Below are 15,518 nucleotides of genomic sequence, written 5' to 3'. Positions count from 1 at the left end.
GCCCTCCAGTAGGGATGACGAAAGTGTGTGCCTGCCGCTATGATCAATCCAACGAATGTTTCTTATGCAATACATCTCGGAGATTGATCCATTGTCCGGCTACCCGAGTATCGACACTGACGTGCTACGCACCTTCGTGGCCATTGCTGACCAAGGCGGCTTTACCCGCGCCGGTGAGCTGGTCAACCGCACTCAATCGGCGGTGAGCATGCAGATGAAACGCCTGGAGGAGGATGTGTTGCAGCGCAAGCTGTTCGAGCGTGACGGCCGACAAGTGCGGCTCACGCCCGAAGGCCAGGTGCTGCTGGGGTATGCGCGGCGCATCCTGAAACTGCACAGCGAGGTGTTCAATACCCTGCGCGAGCCACATATGGTGGGGCTGGTACGCATCGGCACGCCGGATGACTACGTCATGCGTTTTTTGCCGGGAATCCTGAAGCAGTTTTCCAAAGCTTACCCACTGATTCAGCTTGAGATGCACTGCGAGGCGTCGTCTGTATTGATGCAACGGCGGGACCTGGCGCTGACCGTCATTAGCCGCGAGCCCGGTAATGATATCGGTGAGCTGTTACGCACTGAACGCATGGTGTGGGCTGCGTCACCGTGCTTCTGTGTCGATGAGCACGATGCCCTGCCACTGGCGATTTCCGGCGATGACTGCCTGTACACCCATTGGGCACGCGCCGCACTGGATGCGGCCGGACGGGATTATCGCCTGGCCTATCACAGCTCCAACGGCGCGGCGATCCAGGCGGTGGTCAGTGCTGGCCTGGCGGCGATGGTCAGCATGGAAAGCCTGATCACCGACGACCTGCGAGTGCTTGGCAGCGAAGAAGGCTTTCCCCCGCTGCCGTCGATGAATCTGCGCTTGCTGCGCAACCCGCAGATGACGTCGCCGATCACGGAATGCCTGGCGGAGTACATCGTTGAAGGCTTCAAACTTTAAAGGTCAGCATCACCGCGCACACCACTAAAAAACCACAGAACAGGCCGCGCAACAGGCGCTCCGGCATGGCGTGCGCGGCTTTCACACCCCAACTGATACTGAGCAGGCCACCTACCGCCAGTGGCAGGCCGATCATCCAGTCCACCTCGTGGTGCCAGGCATAAGTGACCAGGGTCACGCTGGTGCTGGGCAGCGCCAAGGCCAACGATAAGCCTTGGGCAACCACTTGGGTGGTGCCGAACACACTGGTGAGTACCGGCGTGGCGACCACCGCGCCACCCACGCCGAATAATCCGCCCATGGAGCCGGACGCCGCACCCAATACCCCAAGCCACGGCCATGAATAGCGCATCTGCGCCGTGGGCGGTGCGTTGCGGGTGAACATGCGCAGCAGGTTGTAGGCCGACAACGCCACCAGGAACGCAATAAAGCCGATACGCATTGCGCCCGCATCCAGCCCCACCGCCCAGATAGATCCCAGCCAGGCAAAGCAGAATCCCATCACGCCCAATGGCAAGGCGTGACGCAACTCGATGCGATTACGCTGGTGATAGCGCCACAGGGCAAGCATCACATTGGGCACCACCATGACCAAGGCGGTGCCCTGGGCGATCTGCTGATCCAGGCCGAACAGCACGCCCAGCACCGGGATAGCAATCAGCCCGCCGCCAATGCCAAACAGCCCACCCACCGTGCCCAGGGCCGCGCCCAATATCAGGTACATCACTAAATCCAACACCGCACTACTCCGTCATCCCAAGCCTTGCATGCTACGCAGTCGGCTCTAGCGCGGAAACGCACAGCAACGCACAATGGCTATGCCAATCTCGCACAAGCGCTAGCCAATGAACCCCAATACCCTCACCGAACAACTGGGCCTGTTTCTGGACGTATTGGAAACCGGCAGCTTTTCCGCCGCCGCACGGCGCCATCCGCTGACGCCCTCCGCGGTGGCTAGGCGTATCGACAGCCTGGAAAGCTCAGTGGGCAGCCAGCTGTTCCAGCGCAGCACCCATGCGGTGCTGCCGACACCGGCGGGTTTGGCCTTTGCCGAACGGGCCCGGCGGATCGTCAGTGAGTTGCAACTGGCGCGGGCGGAAGCAGTGTCCCTGAGCCACGCGCCGGAAGGCTTGATCCGGGTGGATGCACCTGCGGCATTCGGTCGACGGCACCTGGCACCGGTGATTGCGGATTTTTTGAACGTGTACCCGGGCCTGGACGTGCACCTGCACCTGATCGACAGCTTTGTCGATATGCAGGGCGCACACCTGGGCAAGGTCGACCTGGTGCTGCGCGCCGGGCATATCGTAGACACGCGGTTGATCGCTACCCCGCTGGCGAGCATCGTGCGTATCGCCTGTGCCAGCCCGGCCTACTTGAAGAGCCGCGGCACACCGACCCATCCTCGAGAACTGAGCGAGCATGACGGCCTTGACTGGGATGGCCTGGCGCCGATGTTTGCCTGGCGCTTTGAGCACGACGGGCGCCGCACCACTTATCGTCCGCGGCGTATCCGCCTGAGCGCCAACAACGCTGAGGCCCTGCTCAGCGGTGCGCTGGCGGGGCTGGGCATCGCGCATTTGCCTACCTGGCTTGCCAGTGAATACCTGGTACGGGGTGAGCTGCTGCCGCTGTTTTGTGAAAACGGCCTGCCCAGCCCGGAGACCGCCGGCATTTATGCGCTGCGCCTGGAACAACAACCCAACGCCCGTAGCCGATTACTCCTTGAATACCTCAAGTCGCGCTTCAGCCCAGTGCCGCCTTGGGATTTGGCCTTGCAAAGCGGCCTGATCTGACCCGCCTGGCAAAATTACCTGGCGCATTAAAGATTTGCCCGCTAGATTCCAGCGCAGACACGCTTTTACGAGGCACCCCAATGAGTAAAAACCCTGATCCCTGCCAATCGCTGCTGCTGGACAATCAGCTGTGCTTCGCCTTGCATTCCACCTCGTTGCTGATGACAAAGGTGTACAAACCCTTGCTCCAGGCGCTCGGCCTGACCTACCCGCAGTACCTGGCCATGATGGTGCTGTGGGAAGAGGATGGTTTGACCGTCAGCGAAATCAGCAGCCGCCTGCTGACGGACCCCGGTTCACTCACGCCATTACTCAAACGCCTGGAAGCCGAGGGCCTGCTTAGCCGCACCCGTAGCCGCGAAGATGAGCGGGTGGTGGTGGTAGAGCTGACCGACGCCGGGCGTGCCTTGCAGGGCAAGGCCAAGGATGTGCCCCAATGCATCCTGGGCGCCAGCGGGATGCAGCTTGCGCAATTGCGCAAGCTGCAAGCCGACCTGATCGCGTTGCGCGGCAATCTGCAAAGCGCTATTTAGAAAACAGCAAATCACTTGAATGTGGGAGGGGCCGTGCGCCCTCCCACATTAAATTTCAGCAAGTCAAAAACATTTATCTTGCGCGCAAAACATTAGCGCTATACATTGGCTCCACCAACTACTTGGCGCGCAAATATTTAGCGCTAACAATCAAAGAGGAACGCCCCATGCAAACGCTCTATACCGCTGTAGCCACCGCCACTGGCGGCCGTGATGGTCGCGCTGTTTCCAGCGATAACATCCTCGACGTCAAACTCTCCACCCCCAAGGAACTGGGCGGTGCTGGTGGCCAGGCTACCAACCCGGAGCAACTGTTCGCCGCGGGCTACTCCGCTTGCTTTATCGGGGCGCTGAAATTTGTCGCCAGCCAGACCAAACGCAAAATCCCGGATGACGCCTCTATCACCGCCCACGTTGGCATCGGTCAGATCCCCGGCGGTTTCGGCCTGGACATCGACCTGCACGTCAGCCTGCCGGGCCTGGCCCAGGAGGATGCGCAAAGCCTGGTCGACGCCGCCCACCAGGTATGCCCTTATTCCAACGCCACCCGTGGCAACGTGGATGTGCGCTTGCATGTAACAGTCTGATAAACAGACGCCCACAAAAAAGCCCGACACCAGGTCGGGCTTTTTGCGTACCGGCGGGGCCAGAATTACTTCTTGGCGCGACCTTTGTACGAACCACCTTCGCGGGTGTCGATCTCGATCAGGTCGTCGATTTCGATGAAATCGGCCACTTGCAGTTCGGTACCGTTGCTCAGCTTGGCAGGCTTCATCACCTTGCCCGAAGTGTCGCCGCGAGCGGAACCTTCGGTGTAGGCAACCTTACGCACGATGGTAGTCGGCAGCTCTACGGACACCAGGCGCTCTTCGAAGAAAATCGCTTCGCAGACGTCTTCCATGCCTTCTTCGATGAACGGCAGAACGGCTTCGATATCTTCAGCGTTCAGCTCGTACATGGTGTAGTCGGTGGTGTCCATGAACGTGTAGGTGTCGCCGCTGATGAAGGACAGGGTCGCTTCCTTGCGGTCGAGGATCACGTCGTCCAGTTTGTCGTCAGCGCTGTAGACGATCTCGGTCTTGTAACCGGTCAGCAGGTTCTTCAGCTTGGTCTTCATGATTGCGCTGTTACGACCAGACTTGGTGAACTCAGCTTTCTGAACCAGCCAAGGGTCGTTTTCGAGACGGATCACTGTACCGGGTTTCAGTTCTTTACCAGTTTTCATTGCATATATCCGAAATTTGGATGGGATTTACAAAAATCAAGGTGGCGTATCATATCCAACTTTCATAAAACTGTACCAGCGCCGTCGCAAGATCGGCCTGCAAGCCTTGTTCCAGACACCAGTTCTGCGCGTGCTCATTCACCTCGGGCCAGTGTTCCAGCAGCATTTTCCAGGACTGTGCCATGTCGCCATCAGCGTTCCAGGCTTGCCAAAGCGCAAAGACAGCCGCTTTGGCGGCAGGCGAGAGTGCAGCGGTGTACAACTCAAGGAAGGCATCCAGTTTGTCCAGGTGGATGTCTTCATCCTGGCGGTAGATATGCCACAGCAACGGCCTCCCCGCCCATTGGGCGCGCACGAAGGAATCCTCACCGCGCACGGCGTTGAACTCGCAACACCACAGCAAATGGTCATATTGCTCCTGGCGCATGAATGCAATGACCTGCACCGTCAGCGCCCCGCGTACCTGGATGTCTCCCGCCGACAGGCTGGTCACGCCCAACCAGCGTTGCACATCCCCCAGAATTCGCCCTTCCGGCACCAGCAAGTGAGTGGCACGCCCATCCTTGGCGAGCACGTCCAGCCAACCGGCCAGCCCAGGATTCTCATAGGCAAACAATGAGATCAATCGTGCCCCGCCCACAGGAGACACGCCCAGGCTCTGCAGGAATTGTCGTTGCGCAACGTCATCCTGCTGAAAAGCCTGGCGTCGCTCCACCAACCCGGCTTCACGCAGCAAACCACCGGTACCAGGACGAAAGCCGGGGAAGAAAAAGTACTTCTGCACCCCCTTGAACTTCACCGAAGGCAGGCGATGACAACCCACCACCCAGTCTTCTGCGCTGAGGTAATCCAGGTTCATCCACAACGGCGGGCGCTCACGCTCGGCCATGCGCTCCATGTAGTGCGGCGGCAGCTGGCAGGCGAATGCAGCAATCACCACATCGGCCGACTGCGCGCCCGGCCACTCGGCCGGCCAGTGCCGCACCTCTACGCCCTCTTGCCATTGCTGGTCCATCTGCACATCAATGTGCGGGCACATGCGCTCGAACGCCCGCAGGTCATCGACCCACAAGCGCACCTCACAACCATGCTCCGCCACCAACTGTCGGGCCAGGCGCCAGGTCACGCCGATGTCGCCGTAGTTGTCGACGACGCTGCAAAAAATATCCCAGCGGGCTTTCATTCCGGGCTCCATCGTCCAAAGGCTCGATTGTCCGCATAAATGCGCTGATGCAGAAGGCTTGATCGCGATTATTCTGCACGGCGGCTGTGCGACAATCGGCACCACGCCGTCAATGTCTGCAAGGAGGCCATCATGTCCGACCGTCAGCTGTCACTGTTCAAGCTGTGCATCGCCATTGCCGCAGGCGTGTGGCTGGGGTTTATCGCCATTGCGCTGACCGCCTGGCTGGCAACTCGCTATCTGTTTCCCCAAAGCCTGGCACCCGTGGCCCAGGCGGTTCAGCAGTTGGGCGAGCCGGCCGCAGTTGTGCCGCAGCCACCGAACCGCATGTTCGAACAGTATCAACAAAACCTGCAAAAGCAGGAACAACAACAGGCCCTGGACCAGGCCCGCAGTAATGCGCGCAACCTGTCCAACCCCAAATGCCAGTTCTGGCTGCAACAGGACCAGAACGCCCCCAGTGAAAAGACTCGGGCCAATGTCCTGCAATTTTGCGATTGAAGACCATGAATAAACACGCCGTCCTCCAGTTGATCCTGGAAAAACTCACCGCCGACCTCGATATTGCCCAACGCGCCGCGCAGACTGCCTACGAAACCGCGACCCACGAAGAAAACATCGCCGAGAACAAATACGACACCCTGGGGTTGGAGGCGTCATACCTGGCGGCCGGGCAGGCCAAGCGAGTCGAGGAGATCAAGCAATCGCTGACGCTGTGCCAGAACCTTCAGTTGCGAGGGTACGATGAACAACGCGGGATAGAAGTCGGTGCGCTGCTGGGCCTGGAAGACGAGAACGGTCGCCAGCAATGGCTATTTTTGGCGCCGGATGCGGCAGGGTTGAAAGTCGATGTGGTCGGGCAACCGGTGACCGTCATCACCCCGCGCTCGCCCCTGGGCAAAAGCCTGCTCGGCAAGTTTGAAGGCGATGAGGTAGAGATTCTGGTGGCAGGCGCCCGGCAACACTTTACGGTTACCGAGGCCCGATAAATCACTCAGTGGACGGGCAATTCAACGCCGTCGAACAAATCTTCCAGCTCTTGCTTGTTGTGGCACTGGATCGCCTTGGCCATGACTTCGCGGGTCAGGTGCGGTGCGAATTTCTCGATGAAATCGCACATGAACCCCCGCAGGAAGGTGCCGCGACGGAAGCCGATCTTGGTCACGCTCGACTCGAACAATTCGCTGGCATCCAGCACCACCAGGTCTTTGTCGAGGTTGGTGTCGACCGCCATCTTGGCGACGATCCCGACGCCCAGGCCCAGGCGAACATAAGTTTTGATCACGTCGGCATCCGCCGCGGTGAACACCACTTTTGGCGTCAGACCACGATGACTGAACGCTTCGTCGAGCTTCGAACGACCGGTAAACCCAAATACATAAGTCACAATCGGGTATTCGGCCAGGGCTTCCAGCGTCAGCTTCGGCAGCTTGGCCAAGGGGTGCCCCTGGGGCACGACCACGCAGCGGTTCCAGCGGTAGCACGGCATCATCACCAGGTCGCCGAACAGCTCCAGGGCCTCGGTGGCGATGGCAAAATCGACGGTGCCATCAGCGGCCATCTCGGCGATCTGCATCGGTGAGCCCTGGTGCATGTGCAGGGCTACGTCTGGGTATTGCTTGATGAAATCGCGAATCACCGGCGGCAATGCATAACGCGCCTGGGTGTGGGTGGTGGCGATCGACAGGGTGCCCTTCTTTTCGTTGGAGAATTCCTGGGCGATCTGCTTGATGCTCTCGACTTTACGCAAGATCTCGCCAGCGGTGGTGATGATACGCTCGCCAGCCGGGGTGACGCGGGTCAGGTGCTTGCCACTGCGAGCGAACACTTCGACGCCCAACTCGTCTTCGAGCAGGCGGATCTGCTTGCTGATACCGGGTTGCGAGGTGTAAAGGCTTTGAGCGGTAGCGGAAACGTTGAGGTCGTGGTGCGCCACTTCCCAGATGTAGCGCAGTTGTTGAAGCTTCATATCAATCCCTCAAAGCAGATAGACGCCACGGGTATCAGCGACGATATATAACTATATTAAAGGTTAGACAGATAAATCTAGAACTTTTTATCGTTTTTACCGATCAGCTATCTTCGCTGCGTCTACGCTGCAGCGACGGCACCAGATAAACCGGCACCGGAGACAGCTGCAACACGCGAGCAGCGGTGCGCCCCAAGGGCACGGCCACGCCGGTTGCCTGGCTATGACTCCCTACGATCAGCAAGTCGACGGAAAGTTTTCGCAGTTGGTCGAGAATCACCTCGCAGGTATCCCCTTGGATCACCCTGACCGAACGAATCAATTGCAGGTCCTGCTCCCCTTCTCCCAACTCATCGCGAAAGCCGTCCAATACGCGCTGTTCGATGGTCGCCATGACCGTGCTCACCCCCTGGCTCTGCCACTCGCTCAGCGCCTTCTCATCAAGGTAGCTCTGTAATACTGATTCGGCGAACAACCCGATGGGCTCGACCACATGGATCACATACAGGTCAGCCTTGAACGTTCGCGCCAGCGCCAGCGCATGTTGCATCACGTACGGCGCATACAAACCCAGGTCCGTGGCATACAACATCGAACGAATCATAGAACCTCCTGGACTGCCAGGATGGCGGAGATTGAATGAGCTTAGCAGCTAGCTCTCGGTCTGGATTCTCAACTCGTTACTGATGCCATGGGGCACATGCCCGGTGGCCACCACCTCCCTGGCTTTCTCGCAATGCCCGGCCTGGTCATCAAAAAATACATCGGCCGCAAAGGCCTCCAGGAAGGCGGATTTTTCCAGCCCCCCGAGAAACAGCGACTCGTCCAGGCGGATATCCCACTCACGCAGCGTACGAATTACACGCTCATGGGACGGCGCCGAACGTGCAGTGACCAGCGCCGTGCGGATCGGGCAGGCGTCATCGGCAAACTCGCGCTGCAACAGGTTGAGCGCCGCCAGGAAGCCTTTGAACGGGCCGCCGTGCAACGGCTGGCGCGCCGACTCCCGCTCACTGGCCTGAAAGGCTTCCAGCCCGCCAGCCTGGTAGACACGCTCGGACTCGTCGGAGAACAACACTGCGTCGCCGTCGAATGCGATGCGCAGTTCTTCGCTCGAAGCCCGACGCGCACCGCCCGACAGAATCGTCGCCGCGGCAAAACCGGCATCCAGGGCGCTGCGCACATCTTCAGCATGGGTGGAGAGAAACAGATGACAACCGAAGGCAGCCAAATAAGGATAAGGACTACGCCCGCCGACAAAAGCGGCGCGCGAAATGTCCAGGCCGTAATGCTGGATCGAGTTGAACACCCGCAACCCGGTATCGGCACTGTTGCGCGACACCAGTACCACCTCAACCCGCGCACGGCCCAAGCTGGCATTCAGGCTCAGCAGTTTTTTGACCAGCGGGAAGGCATCGCCGGGCTCGAGGGTTTCTTCCTCGTGTTCGATCTGGTATTTGCGGTAAGCCTCAACACCTTCAGCCAGGTAGACCTTGTGACTGTCACTGAGGTCGAACAGCGCCCGCGAAGAAATCGCCAGCACCAGCTTGTCACCTAACCCCTTTGCCATGGTGTCTCCCCCCAATCAGCGATTGTGCCGATCAATAAAACTCAAGGCCTGGAACAGCGCCTGCATACGCGGCAGCTCGCAACCGGCCGCCCTCGCAGCGGCCAGGGGCCGGGCGTAGATCGCCGCCAATTCCAATGGGCGCTTATGCACGTGATCGTGATACATGCTGGGCAAGTAATCGTCCATGGTTTCGGTCATGGCAAACATCTGCCCTGCGTAGCTGACGGGAATTTCATGGCCGCAGGCACGGGCGCCTTGCACCACTTCGGCCATCAAGGCCTGGATCAATTCGCGGCTGGACTCATCCGCCATCATGGCCTTGGTTCCCGTGCCCAGCAACACAGACAGGCCGTTATACGGCACGTTCCACACCAGTTTATGCCAGCGCGCCTGATGCACGTTGGCCATGGCCTGGGACTCGATGCCGGCCCGGTGAAACAGCCCCGCGCCTTCTTCGACAATTGCCTTTTGCTGCGCCTCATCGTTGGCAGCCGTACCGCTGTGATACCCCAGGTTGACCCGGCCCAGTGCCTGATGCTCGACCACACCCGGAGCGGACCGGTACACGCCGATGTAGCACAGCCCGCCGAGCAGGTGCAGCGACGCTGGCAAATGTTCACGCAGACTGTCCTCCACATCGAGGCCGTTTTGCAGCAGCACCACCTTGGCATCCGGCGCCGCGACCTGGGCGATAGTAGGCGCCAGGTCCACGTTGCCGGTGGATTTGGTGCCCACCAACAGCCAGTCGCATGAAGGCATGTCGGCGGCGCAGGCATAGGCCTGAACCGGATGCAGGTGCAACGGGCCATGCACCGTGCTGTTGACGTGCAGGCCCTGTTGACTGACCGCTGCATATTCGCTGCGCAACAGGAAATGCACATCGAAGCCAGCACGCGCCAGCATCAAGCCGTAGTAACCACCAATGGCACCCGTGCCAATAATGCCAATGCGTGGCGACGGGGATGAAAGGGCTGTCATGGCAAATCCTCTGGTGTGCGTGTGAGCGCCTGGTTTACACATTTGGCGAGGTCGGATGCCGTAAGCCGTGTCTGTAATTGCCCGAGGAACTGACCCTCGCACACCAGGAACAACGCCGGCAAATGAAAGATCTGGTAGCGTTCGACTGCACCGCCATTGTGCCCGGCATCAACCCAGCACACGCGGTCCACCGGCAGCAGCCAACTCGGCAGTTGCTGGCGTGCCCAACGGCAACTGGAGCAGCCGACACTGGTAAACACTACCAGCGAAATACCTGGCAATCCCAGCAATTGCTGGTCAATATCCAGGTCGGTCAATTCCAGTTCCTTCACTATACTGCTGCCACTGCCGTCAACCGGACGGCGCTCGGAGTCCGTGTACATGGGTCGTTTTTTACCTCACCCTGATGATGTCGCTGTCGAGTTGATCCAACGTCCCTCTCCTGCCCTGCCCCGTCAACGCCTGCACACTATCGGCCGCGGCGGCGTCGCCTGCAATTGGCCGCGAGCCTGGCGCCCAGGCACGGCGGTCGACCTGCATATCCCCTCCCTGGGGCCCAGCGCCCGTTATCCGGGCTATGTAGCCTGGTGCCGCAAAGGCGAAAACGCTTATCGCGTCGGTATTTGCTTTACCGATGAGCACGCCTTGTTCGGTGCCCGAATGGGCGAGCAAGTGTGCCAGATCGAACGTTACTGTCGCCTGCACGAAAACACCGAGCCAACACCTGCGCAACTGGAAGCCATGGCCCGTGACTGGGTGTCGCGCCACGCCGCCGAGTTCTCCCATGAGGCCGTTGTGCAATCGGCGCTGGATTAAACCGGGCTTTGCCCATTGTCGCGGGCCCGTGTTACGCGCTAAGGTTCCTCCCCCCTGTATTCAAATCATGCTGTGCCCGCCGCACGGGGATGGCTGGCGGCCGGCACCCGTGACCCTGGCGAGTAACACGATGGCTGATTTACCGATCAATGACCTTAACGTCGAATCCAACGAGACCCTGATCACACCCGATCAGCTCAAGCGCGAAATCCCCCTGAGCGACGCTGCCCTGCAGACCGTCACCAAGGGTCGCGAAGTCATCCGTGACATTCTCGATGGCACCGACCACCGTCTTTTCGTGGTGATCGGGCCTTGCTCGATCCACGACCTCAAGGCTGCCCACGAATACGCCGAGCGTCTCAAGGTGCTGGCCGCGGAAGTGTCCGACACCCTGTATCTGGTGATGCGCGTCTATTTCGAGAAACCGCGTACCACCGTCGGCTGGAAAGGCTTGATCAACGACCCGTACCTGGACGACTCGTTCAAGATCCAGGACGGCTTGCACATCGGGCGCAAACTGTTGCTGGACCTGGCTGAAATGGGCCTGCCCACTGCCACCGAAGCGCTGGACCCGATCTCCCCGCAGTATCTGCAGGACCTGATCAGCTGGTCGGCCATTGGCGCACGCACCACCGAATCCCAGACCCACCGCGAAATGGCGTCCGGCCTGTCTTCGGCCGTAGGCTTCAAGAATGGTACCGACGGCGGTCTGACCGTGGCGATCAATGCCTTGCAATCGGTCTCCAGCCCTCACCGTTTCCTGGGTATCAACCAGGAAGGTGGCGTCTCCATCGTCACCACCAAGGGCAACGCCTACGGTCACGTAGTGCTGCGCGGTGGCAACGGCAAGCCCAACTACGATTCGGTCAGTGTCGCACTGTGCGAACAGGCGCTGAACAAAGCCAAGATCAAGCCAAACATCATGGTTGACTGCAGCCACGCCAACTCCAACAAGGACCCGGCCTTGCAGCCACTGGTGATGGAAAACGTCGCCAACCAGATCCTGGAAGGCAACCAGTCGATCATCGGCTTGATGGTCGAAAGCCATTTGAACTGGGGTTGCCAGGCAATTCCAAAGGATCTGGCCGATTTGCAGTACGGCGTGTCGATTACCGATGCCTGCATCGACTGGGCGGCTACCGAAAACACCCTGCGCAGCATGCACGCCAAGCTCAAGGACGTGTTGCCCAAGCGCAAACGCAGCTGAACCACGCATTTTTCTGGATCAGACGCACACAAAAACGCCGGGCTAAGCCCGGCGTTTTTATTGGCAACTGGTCAGTTACAGCTTTGCGGCATGGCGCTGGTGGCGCTCCATGTAGCGTTCGACATACGAGCACGACGGGATCACCGTGTAGCCGGCCTCTTCGGCAAACTTCAAGGCTTCTTCTGTCAACGCGGCGGCAATGCCTCGTCCGCGCAGCGCGTTGGGCACGAACGTGCGATAGATATCCAGCGTCTGCTTCCCGAGGTCCATATAGGTCAGATAGGCACGATGACCGTCCACATTGGTCTCGAACTGATGACCAGCCTGGTCATGGTGGATGGACAACGCCTCGCTCATCACTACTCCTCGCGGGTCTTGAATATTGACCCTACCTTACCGATGTTTTTCCGGCGAAGGAACATCTACGCCACCCCGTGCCGGTTTCGACAACGAGAAAACCCTGAGCGCTCACAGCCAGCACGTAGGGAATAGTAGGCACCAATCCTGCAATTGCTCAAGGCGCACTCATCATTCCCTGCCCCGGCTGGATATATAGAAAGGGCCTCGATCAACCGTTGACCGATAGCCTGAACATTGCCGGCAGTTGAAGCTTGAGACGAACTGCCGCTCTTAAAGTCACCTCTAGATGCGCAAAAGATGCCAGCCGGAGTAAAGCCGATGGCAACGAAAGTGCCCGCTTCGATATATAAATTTTCATCTGTTTACAAGGCTTAACACATGCGGGCCGGCCCTTTCAGCCTGGATCCAATGTCGATCGAGATGAAAAAAATTGGACAGTTTTCATACAAACCTTCAAAAGGTTAGCCAAAATAGATTCGGCACAGGAATTTTTTTTGCTTCTTGCGCAACGTCAGTTTACTTACTACAAGTAATGGGTAGTATGTACGCCGGCTATTAGCTCACTCTGAGCAAGTAGCCATCTAATTGAAAGTCCTTGAAGGGGAACACGATGAACAACGTTCTGAAATTCTCTGCTCTGGCTCTGGCCGCAGTTCTGGCTACCGGTTGCAGCAGCGTCTCCAAAGAAACCGAAGCTCGTCTGACTGCAACTGAAGACGCAGCAGCTCGCTCCCAGGCTCGTGCAGACGAAGCCTACCGTAAAGCTGATGAAGCTCTGGCTGCTGCTCAAAAAGCACAACAGACTGCTGACGAAGCTAACGAGCGCGCTCTGCGCATGCTTGAGAAAGCAAGCCGCAAGTAATAATCCTTCGGGGTTGTTATCAAGCCGATCCATTTATGGGTCGGCTTTTTTTTGCCTCGCGCTTGACGCGCCTACAGGTCGGCCGGCGTGCTGGAGGCCACCGGCGCCGCGCCCGGCACGCCAATCTCGGTCGGCAAACCATCCTCGGCCGCGACCACATCACGCACCTGGTCCCAGTTCACGCGCAGGTTGTTGGACAGGTCTTCACGCTTGAGCAACGCGTTGATGACCGCCGTGTGCTTGTCGACCACCGAAGGCGTGCCGTCATCGTTCAACGGGGTATGAGCTTCAAGGTAGACCTTGCCACCACTGCTGCCGAACTTGTAGGCATCGTTGATAATGCGCACCGAGGTGCCCACCGGCACCATGCCGGCCATTTCCAGTACGTTGTTATTGAACATGCGGAAACAGCCGTGGCTGGTACGCGTGCCGATACCAAATTTCATGTTGGAGCCATGGATCAGGTAACCCGGCGTGCCCAGCGTGAACTTGAACGGCCCCAGCGGGTTATCCGGACCGGCAGGCACCACGTTGGGCAGCGGGTCACCGTTGGCGGCGTGCTCGGCCTTGATCGAGGCCGGTGGCGTCCAGGTCGGGTTCGGCGTCTTGGCGATGATACTGGTGTGGGCGATCGGCGAGCCCCAGCCTTCACGGCCGATGCCCAGCGGGAAGGTGTAGACGACGTCCTGGCCCTTTGGATAGTAGTAGAGCCGGTACTCGGCCAAATTGATCACAATGCCTTCCCGTGGCCCCGGCGGCAGGATAAAACGTGTCGGCAGCACAATATCGGTGCCCGCGCCCGGCAGCCAGGCATCGACGCCGGGGTTGGCCGCGACCATTTCCGAGTAACCCAGGTCGTAGGTGGTGCCCAGGTCGGCAAAGGTATCTTCGTACTTGGCCTTGATGACCTGGACCTGACCGACAATGTCCTCGCCTGGCGGCGGCAGGGGCAACTGCAAGGCTGCCGCCGAACCGGCCGCACAAAGCGCAGCGAGAGACAGGCAGCAGGTGACGACGGAAAGGCGCGACAACATCCGGAAAATCCTTCGCAAGACGACGGGTAGGGAAAAATTGATTGTATACGGCTTCGCAGCGCCAGGCTTCAAGCTGTTTTATAGCTCGAAACGCAGCTCCGGCCAGATCGGCGGCGTGCCGCGCTTTTGCGATTCCAGAATCGCCCGGCACAACGGGCACAGGCGCTGATCCTGGAAGATCGAGCGATTCACCGACGACCAGCGTGGCTGCGCCGGCAATAAAGTGCCACAGAGCGTGCGGTCGATCGAGCCACCCAACTCCAGTTGACGCGCCACCAGATGCACCCGAACTTCCTGACAGGCGAACAGATCCAGCTGCTCGTCCGGCTCGATCAGTTGGTAGTTAAACAGGGACCAGGCAGGGCGCGACATCGAGGGCTCCAAATCAGGGGGGCGCCACCTTAGCCGAAAGCCTGCCGGTAGAAAAGCGTCATAACAGCGGTTTTAGCGCCGGCCAGACATTTTCCAGCAACTTGCCTTGGGCCGCGACCGCCGGGTGCAATTGATCAGCCTGCATCAGCTCTGGATGACCGCCCACCCCCTCAAGGAAAAACGGCACCAGGGGAATGTCATTTTCCTTGGCCAACTCACCATAGACTTGTGCAAATGCGGTGGTGTATCGAGGCCCGTAATTGGGTGGCAACTGCATACCCAGCAGCAGCACCTTGGCACCGCCAGCCTTGGACTGGTCAATCATCGACGCAAGATTTTGTTTCAATTGCGCCGGCGGCTGCCCGCGCAAGCCATCATTGCCCCCAAGTTCGATAACCACTACGTCAGGCTTATGCTCTGCAAGCGCCGCAGGCAGGCGTGCGAGGCCACCCGCACTGGTGTCGCCACTGAGGGATGCGTTGACCACTTTGTCGTCAAAACCCTCCTGCTTGAGCCGTTGCTCCAGCAGCGCAACCCACCCTTTGCGGGTATCCAGGCCGAAACCGGCACTGATACTATCGCCAACGATCAGGACTGTACCCGCCGCTGCGTTCTGGGCCATGCACATCAAGGCCAGGCCAGCACTCAAAAACCACATTCGCATCGG

The 15,518-nt window shown here is 59.3% G+C and carries 21 protein-coding genes; 9 read left to right on the top strand and 12 right to left on the bottom strand.

Annotated features, from left to right (window positions below; all coding sequences use genetic code 11):
* Positions 1-64: 64 nt before the first annotated feature.
* Positions 65-946 (top strand): LysR family transcriptional regulator, encoded by an 882-nt coding sequence (locus TK42_RS21155; RefSeq protein WP_005786436.1) that lies wholly within the window; start codon positions 65-67, stop codon positions 944-946.
* Here the strand turns inward: TK42_RS21155 and TK42_RS21150 are convergent.
* Positions 936-1,685 (bottom strand): sulfite exporter TauE/SafE family protein, encoded by a 750-nt coding sequence (locus TK42_RS21150; protein ID WP_103735057.1) that lies wholly within the window; start codon positions 1,683-1,685, stop codon positions 936-938. The two genes, TK42_RS21155 and TK42_RS21150, sit on opposite strands and share 11 nt — an antisense overlap.
* Positions 1,686-1,791: 106 nt before the next feature.
* Between TK42_RS21150 and TK42_RS21145 the strand changes: the two genes are divergently transcribed.
* The 3 genes from TK42_RS21145 (at position 1,792) to TK42_RS21135 (ending at position 3,862) form a co-directional block, all read left to right on the top strand.
* Positions 1,792-2,742: a LysR family transcriptional regulator gene (locus tag TK42_RS21145; RefSeq protein ID WP_005786433.1), complete on the top strand. Its 951-nt coding sequence runs from the start codon at positions 1,792-1,794 to the stop codon at positions 2,740-2,742.
* A gap of 80 nt (positions 2,743-2,822) precedes the next feature.
* Entirely contained in the window at positions 2,823-3,275 is a 453-nt protein-coding gene (locus TK42_RS21140; protein ID WP_005786431.1) for a MarR family winged helix-turn-helix transcriptional regulator, read from the top strand.
* Positions 3,276-3,442: 167 nt separating this feature from the next.
* Positions 3,443-3,862 (top strand): organic hydroperoxide resistance protein, encoded by a 420-nt coding sequence (locus TK42_RS21135; protein WP_005786430.1) that lies wholly within the window; start codon positions 3,443-3,445, stop codon positions 3,860-3,862.
* A 65-nt stretch (positions 3,863-3,927) separates the two neighbouring features.
* On the opposite strand, the gene TK42_RS21130 is transcribed toward TK42_RS21135, so the two are convergent.
* Positions 3,928-4,500: an elongation factor P gene (locus TK42_RS21130; RefSeq protein WP_003172723.1), complete on the bottom strand. Its 573-nt coding sequence runs from the start codon at positions 4,498-4,500 to the stop codon at positions 3,928-3,930.
* 49 nt (positions 4,501-4,549) lie between these two features.
* Positions 4,550-5,683, bottom strand: a complete 1,134-nt coding sequence (gene earP / locus TK42_RS21125; RefSeq protein WP_103735056.1) for an elongation factor P maturation arginine rhamnosyltransferase EarP — start codon at positions 5,681-5,683, stop codon at positions 4,550-4,552.
* A gap of 132 nt (positions 5,684-5,815) precedes the next feature.
* Here earP and TK42_RS21120 point away from each other — a divergent pair, with 132 nt between their 5' ends.
* Together TK42_RS21120 and TK42_RS21115 are read left to right on the top strand one after the other, a co-directional pair.
* The gene (locus tag TK42_RS21120) at positions 5,816-6,184 is read left to right on the top strand and encodes a hypothetical protein (protein WP_005786426.1); all 369 of its coding nucleotides are present in this window, start codon (positions 5,816-5,818) and stop codon (positions 6,182-6,184) included.
* Between the two features lie 5 nt (positions 6,185-6,189).
* Positions 6,190-6,672, top strand: a complete 483-nt coding sequence (locus TK42_RS21115) for a GreA/GreB family elongation factor (RefSeq protein ID WP_078820699.1) — start codon at positions 6,190-6,192, stop codon at positions 6,670-6,672.
* Between the two features lie 5 nt (positions 6,673-6,677).
* Here the strand turns inward: TK42_RS21115 and cysB are convergent, their stop codons facing one another.
* From cysB to TK42_RS21090, 5 genes are all read right to left on the bottom strand, one after another.
* Complete coding sequence (cysB, locus tag TK42_RS21110; protein ID WP_005786423.1) at positions 6,678-7,652, bottom strand: HTH-type transcriptional regulator CysB; 975 nt, start codon at positions 7,650-7,652, stop codon at positions 6,678-6,680.
* Positions 7,653-7,755: 103 nt separating this feature from the next.
* Positions 7,756-8,256, bottom strand: coding sequence for a universal stress protein (locus TK42_RS21105; RefSeq protein WP_032877135.1), 501 nt, complete (start codon positions 8,254-8,256; stop codon positions 7,756-7,758).
* Positions 8,257-8,304: 48 nt separating this feature from the next.
* Positions 8,305-9,222 (bottom strand): 5'-nucleotidase, encoded by a 918-nt coding sequence (locus TK42_RS21100; protein WP_005786420.1) that lies wholly within the window; start codon positions 9,220-9,222, stop codon positions 8,305-8,307.
* Between the two features lie 15 nt (positions 9,223-9,237).
* On the bottom strand, positions 9,238-10,200 hold the full coding sequence (locus TK42_RS21095; protein WP_103735055.1) for a putative 2-dehydropantoate 2-reductase: 963 nt from the start codon (positions 10,198-10,200) through the stop codon (positions 9,238-9,240).
* Positions 10,197-10,583 carry a thioredoxin gene (locus TK42_RS21090; protein ID WP_103735054.1) on the bottom strand — a complete coding sequence of 129 codons (387 nt, stop codon included), beginning with the start codon at positions 10,581-10,583 and terminating at the stop codon, positions 10,197-10,199. Before TK42_RS21090 ends, TK42_RS21095 begins: the two co-directional genes overlap by 4 nt.
* Here TK42_RS21090 and TK42_RS21085 point away from each other — a divergent pair.
* Together TK42_RS21085 and TK42_RS21080 are read left to right on the top strand one after the other, a co-directional pair.
* Complete coding sequence (locus TK42_RS21085) at positions 10,582-11,016, top strand: PilZ domain-containing protein (RefSeq protein WP_005786415.1); 435 nt, start codon at positions 10,582-10,584, stop codon at positions 11,014-11,016. The genes TK42_RS21090 and TK42_RS21085 overlap by 2 nt on opposite strands.
* A gap of 130 nt (positions 11,017-11,146) precedes the next feature.
* Positions 11,147-12,223, top strand: a complete 1,077-nt coding sequence (locus tag TK42_RS21080; protein WP_032877137.1) for a 3-deoxy-7-phosphoheptulonate synthase — start codon at positions 11,147-11,149, stop codon at positions 12,221-12,223.
* 75 nt (positions 12,224-12,298) lie between these two features.
* Here TK42_RS21080 and TK42_RS21075 read toward each other — a convergent pair whose 3' ends face one another.
* The gene (locus TK42_RS21075; RefSeq protein WP_003189869.1) at positions 12,299-12,580 is read right to left on the bottom strand and encodes a GNAT family N-acetyltransferase; all 282 of its coding nucleotides are present in this window, start codon (positions 12,578-12,580) and stop codon (positions 12,299-12,301) included.
* Between the two features lie 613 nt (positions 12,581-13,193).
* On the opposite strand from TK42_RS21075, the gene oprI reads away from it, so the two are divergent.
* Positions 13,194-13,445, top strand: coding sequence for an outer membrane lipoprotei OprI (gene oprI, locus TK42_RS21070; RefSeq protein WP_003172710.1), 252 nt, complete (start codon positions 13,194-13,196; stop codon positions 13,443-13,445).
* 71 nt (positions 13,446-13,516) lie between these two features.
* Here oprI and TK42_RS21065 read toward each other — a convergent pair whose 3' ends face one another.
* From TK42_RS21065 to TK42_RS21055, 3 genes are all read right to left on the bottom strand, one after another.
* Positions 13,517-14,479 carry a L,D-transpeptidase family protein gene (locus TK42_RS21065; protein ID WP_078820695.1) on the bottom strand — a complete coding sequence of 321 codons (963 nt, stop codon included), beginning with the start codon at positions 14,477-14,479 and terminating at the stop codon, positions 13,517-13,519.
* Positions 14,480-14,557: 78 nt separating this feature from the next.
* Entirely contained in the window at positions 14,558-14,851 is a 294-nt protein-coding gene (locus tag TK42_RS21060; protein WP_003189866.1) for a hypothetical protein, read from the bottom strand.
* Positions 14,852-14,909: 58 nt separating this feature from the next.
* A complete protein-coding gene (locus TK42_RS21055) occupies positions 14,910-15,515 on the bottom strand; it encodes an arylesterase (RefSeq protein WP_032877139.1) in 606 nt (201 codons plus the stop codon).
* Between the last annotated feature and the right edge of the window lie 3 nt (positions 15,516-15,518).

Origin of the sequence: Pseudomonas sp. GZJR-8 (assembly GCF_002916705.1) — a bacterium.
Classification (GTDB): Bacteria; Pseudomonadota; Gammaproteobacteria; order Pseudomonadales; family Pseudomonadaceae; genus Aquipseudomonas; species Aquipseudomonas synxantha_A.
Note: the sequence above shows the minus strand (reverse complement) of the source record. Positions and strands in the feature narration are given on the sequence as shown.

Bases quoted from the DNA above. Each gene is read 5' to 3' on its own strand.
- TK42_RS21115 (WP_078820699.1), top strand. From the start codon at position 6,190: ATGAATAAACACGCCGTCCTCCAGTTGATCCTGGAAAAACTCACCGCC.
- TK42_RS21055 (WP_032877139.1), bottom strand. From the start codon at position 15,515: ATGCGAATGTGGTTTTTGAGTGCTGGCCTGGCCTTGATGTGCATGGCC.
- TK42_RS21075 (WP_003189869.1), bottom strand. From the start codon at position 12,580: ATGAGCGAGGCGTTGTCCATCCACCATGACCAGGCTGGTCATCAGTTC.
- TK42_RS21145 (WP_005786433.1), top strand. From the start codon at position 1,792: ATGAACCCCAATACCCTCACCGAACAACTGGGCCTGTTTCTGGACGTA.
- TK42_RS21060 (WP_003189866.1), bottom strand. From the start codon at position 14,851: ATGTCGCGCCCTGCCTGGTCCCTGTTTAACTACCAACTGATCGAGCCG.
- TK42_RS21080 (WP_032877137.1), top strand. From the start codon at position 11,147: ATGGCTGATTTACCGATCAATGACCTTAACGTCGAATCCAACGAGACC.
- TK42_RS21095 (WP_103735055.1), bottom strand. From the start codon at position 10,200: ATGACAGCCCTTTCATCCCCGTCGCCACGCATTGGCATTATTGGCACG.
- TK42_RS21155 (WP_005786436.1), top strand. From the start codon at position 65: ATGCAATACATCTCGGAGATTGATCCATTGTCCGGCTACCCGAGTATC.
- cysB (WP_005786423.1), bottom strand. From the start codon at position 7,652: ATGAAGCTTCAACAACTGCGCTACATCTGGGAAGTGGCGCACCACGAC.
- oprI (WP_003172710.1), top strand. From the start codon at position 13,194: ATGAACAACGTTCTGAAATTCTCTGCTCTGGCTCTGGCCGCAGTTCTG.
- TK42_RS21105 (WP_032877135.1), bottom strand. From the start codon at position 8,256: ATGATTCGTTCGATGTTGTATGCCACGGACCTGGGTTTGTATGCGCCG.
- TK42_RS21085 (WP_005786415.1), top strand. From the start codon at position 10,582: ATGGGTCGTTTTTTACCTCACCCTGATGATGTCGCTGTCGAGTTGATC.
- TK42_RS21090 (WP_103735054.1), bottom strand. From the start codon at position 10,583: ATGTACACGGACTCCGAGCGCCGTCCGGTTGACGGCAGTGGCAGCAGT.
- TK42_RS21130 (WP_003172723.1), bottom strand. From the start codon at position 4,500: ATGAAAACTGGTAAAGAACTGAAACCCGGTACAGTGATCCGTCTCGAA.
- TK42_RS21140 (WP_005786431.1), top strand. From the start codon at position 2,823: ATGAGTAAAAACCCTGATCCCTGCCAATCGCTGCTGCTGGACAATCAG.
- earP (WP_103735056.1), bottom strand. From the start codon at position 5,683: ATGAAAGCCCGCTGGGATATTTTTTGCAGCGTCGTCGACAACTACGGC.
- TK42_RS21065 (WP_078820695.1), bottom strand. From the start codon at position 14,479: ATGTTGTCGCGCCTTTCCGTCGTCACCTGCTGCCTGTCTCTCGCTGCG.
- TK42_RS21100 (WP_005786420.1), bottom strand. From the start codon at position 9,222: ATGGCAAAGGGGTTAGGTGACAAGCTGGTGCTGGCGATTTCTTCGCGG.
- TK42_RS21135 (WP_005786430.1), top strand. From the start codon at position 3,443: ATGCAAACGCTCTATACCGCTGTAGCCACCGCCACTGGCGGCCGTGAT.
- TK42_RS21120 (WP_005786426.1), top strand. From the start codon at position 5,816: ATGTCCGACCGTCAGCTGTCACTGTTCAAGCTGTGCATCGCCATTGCC.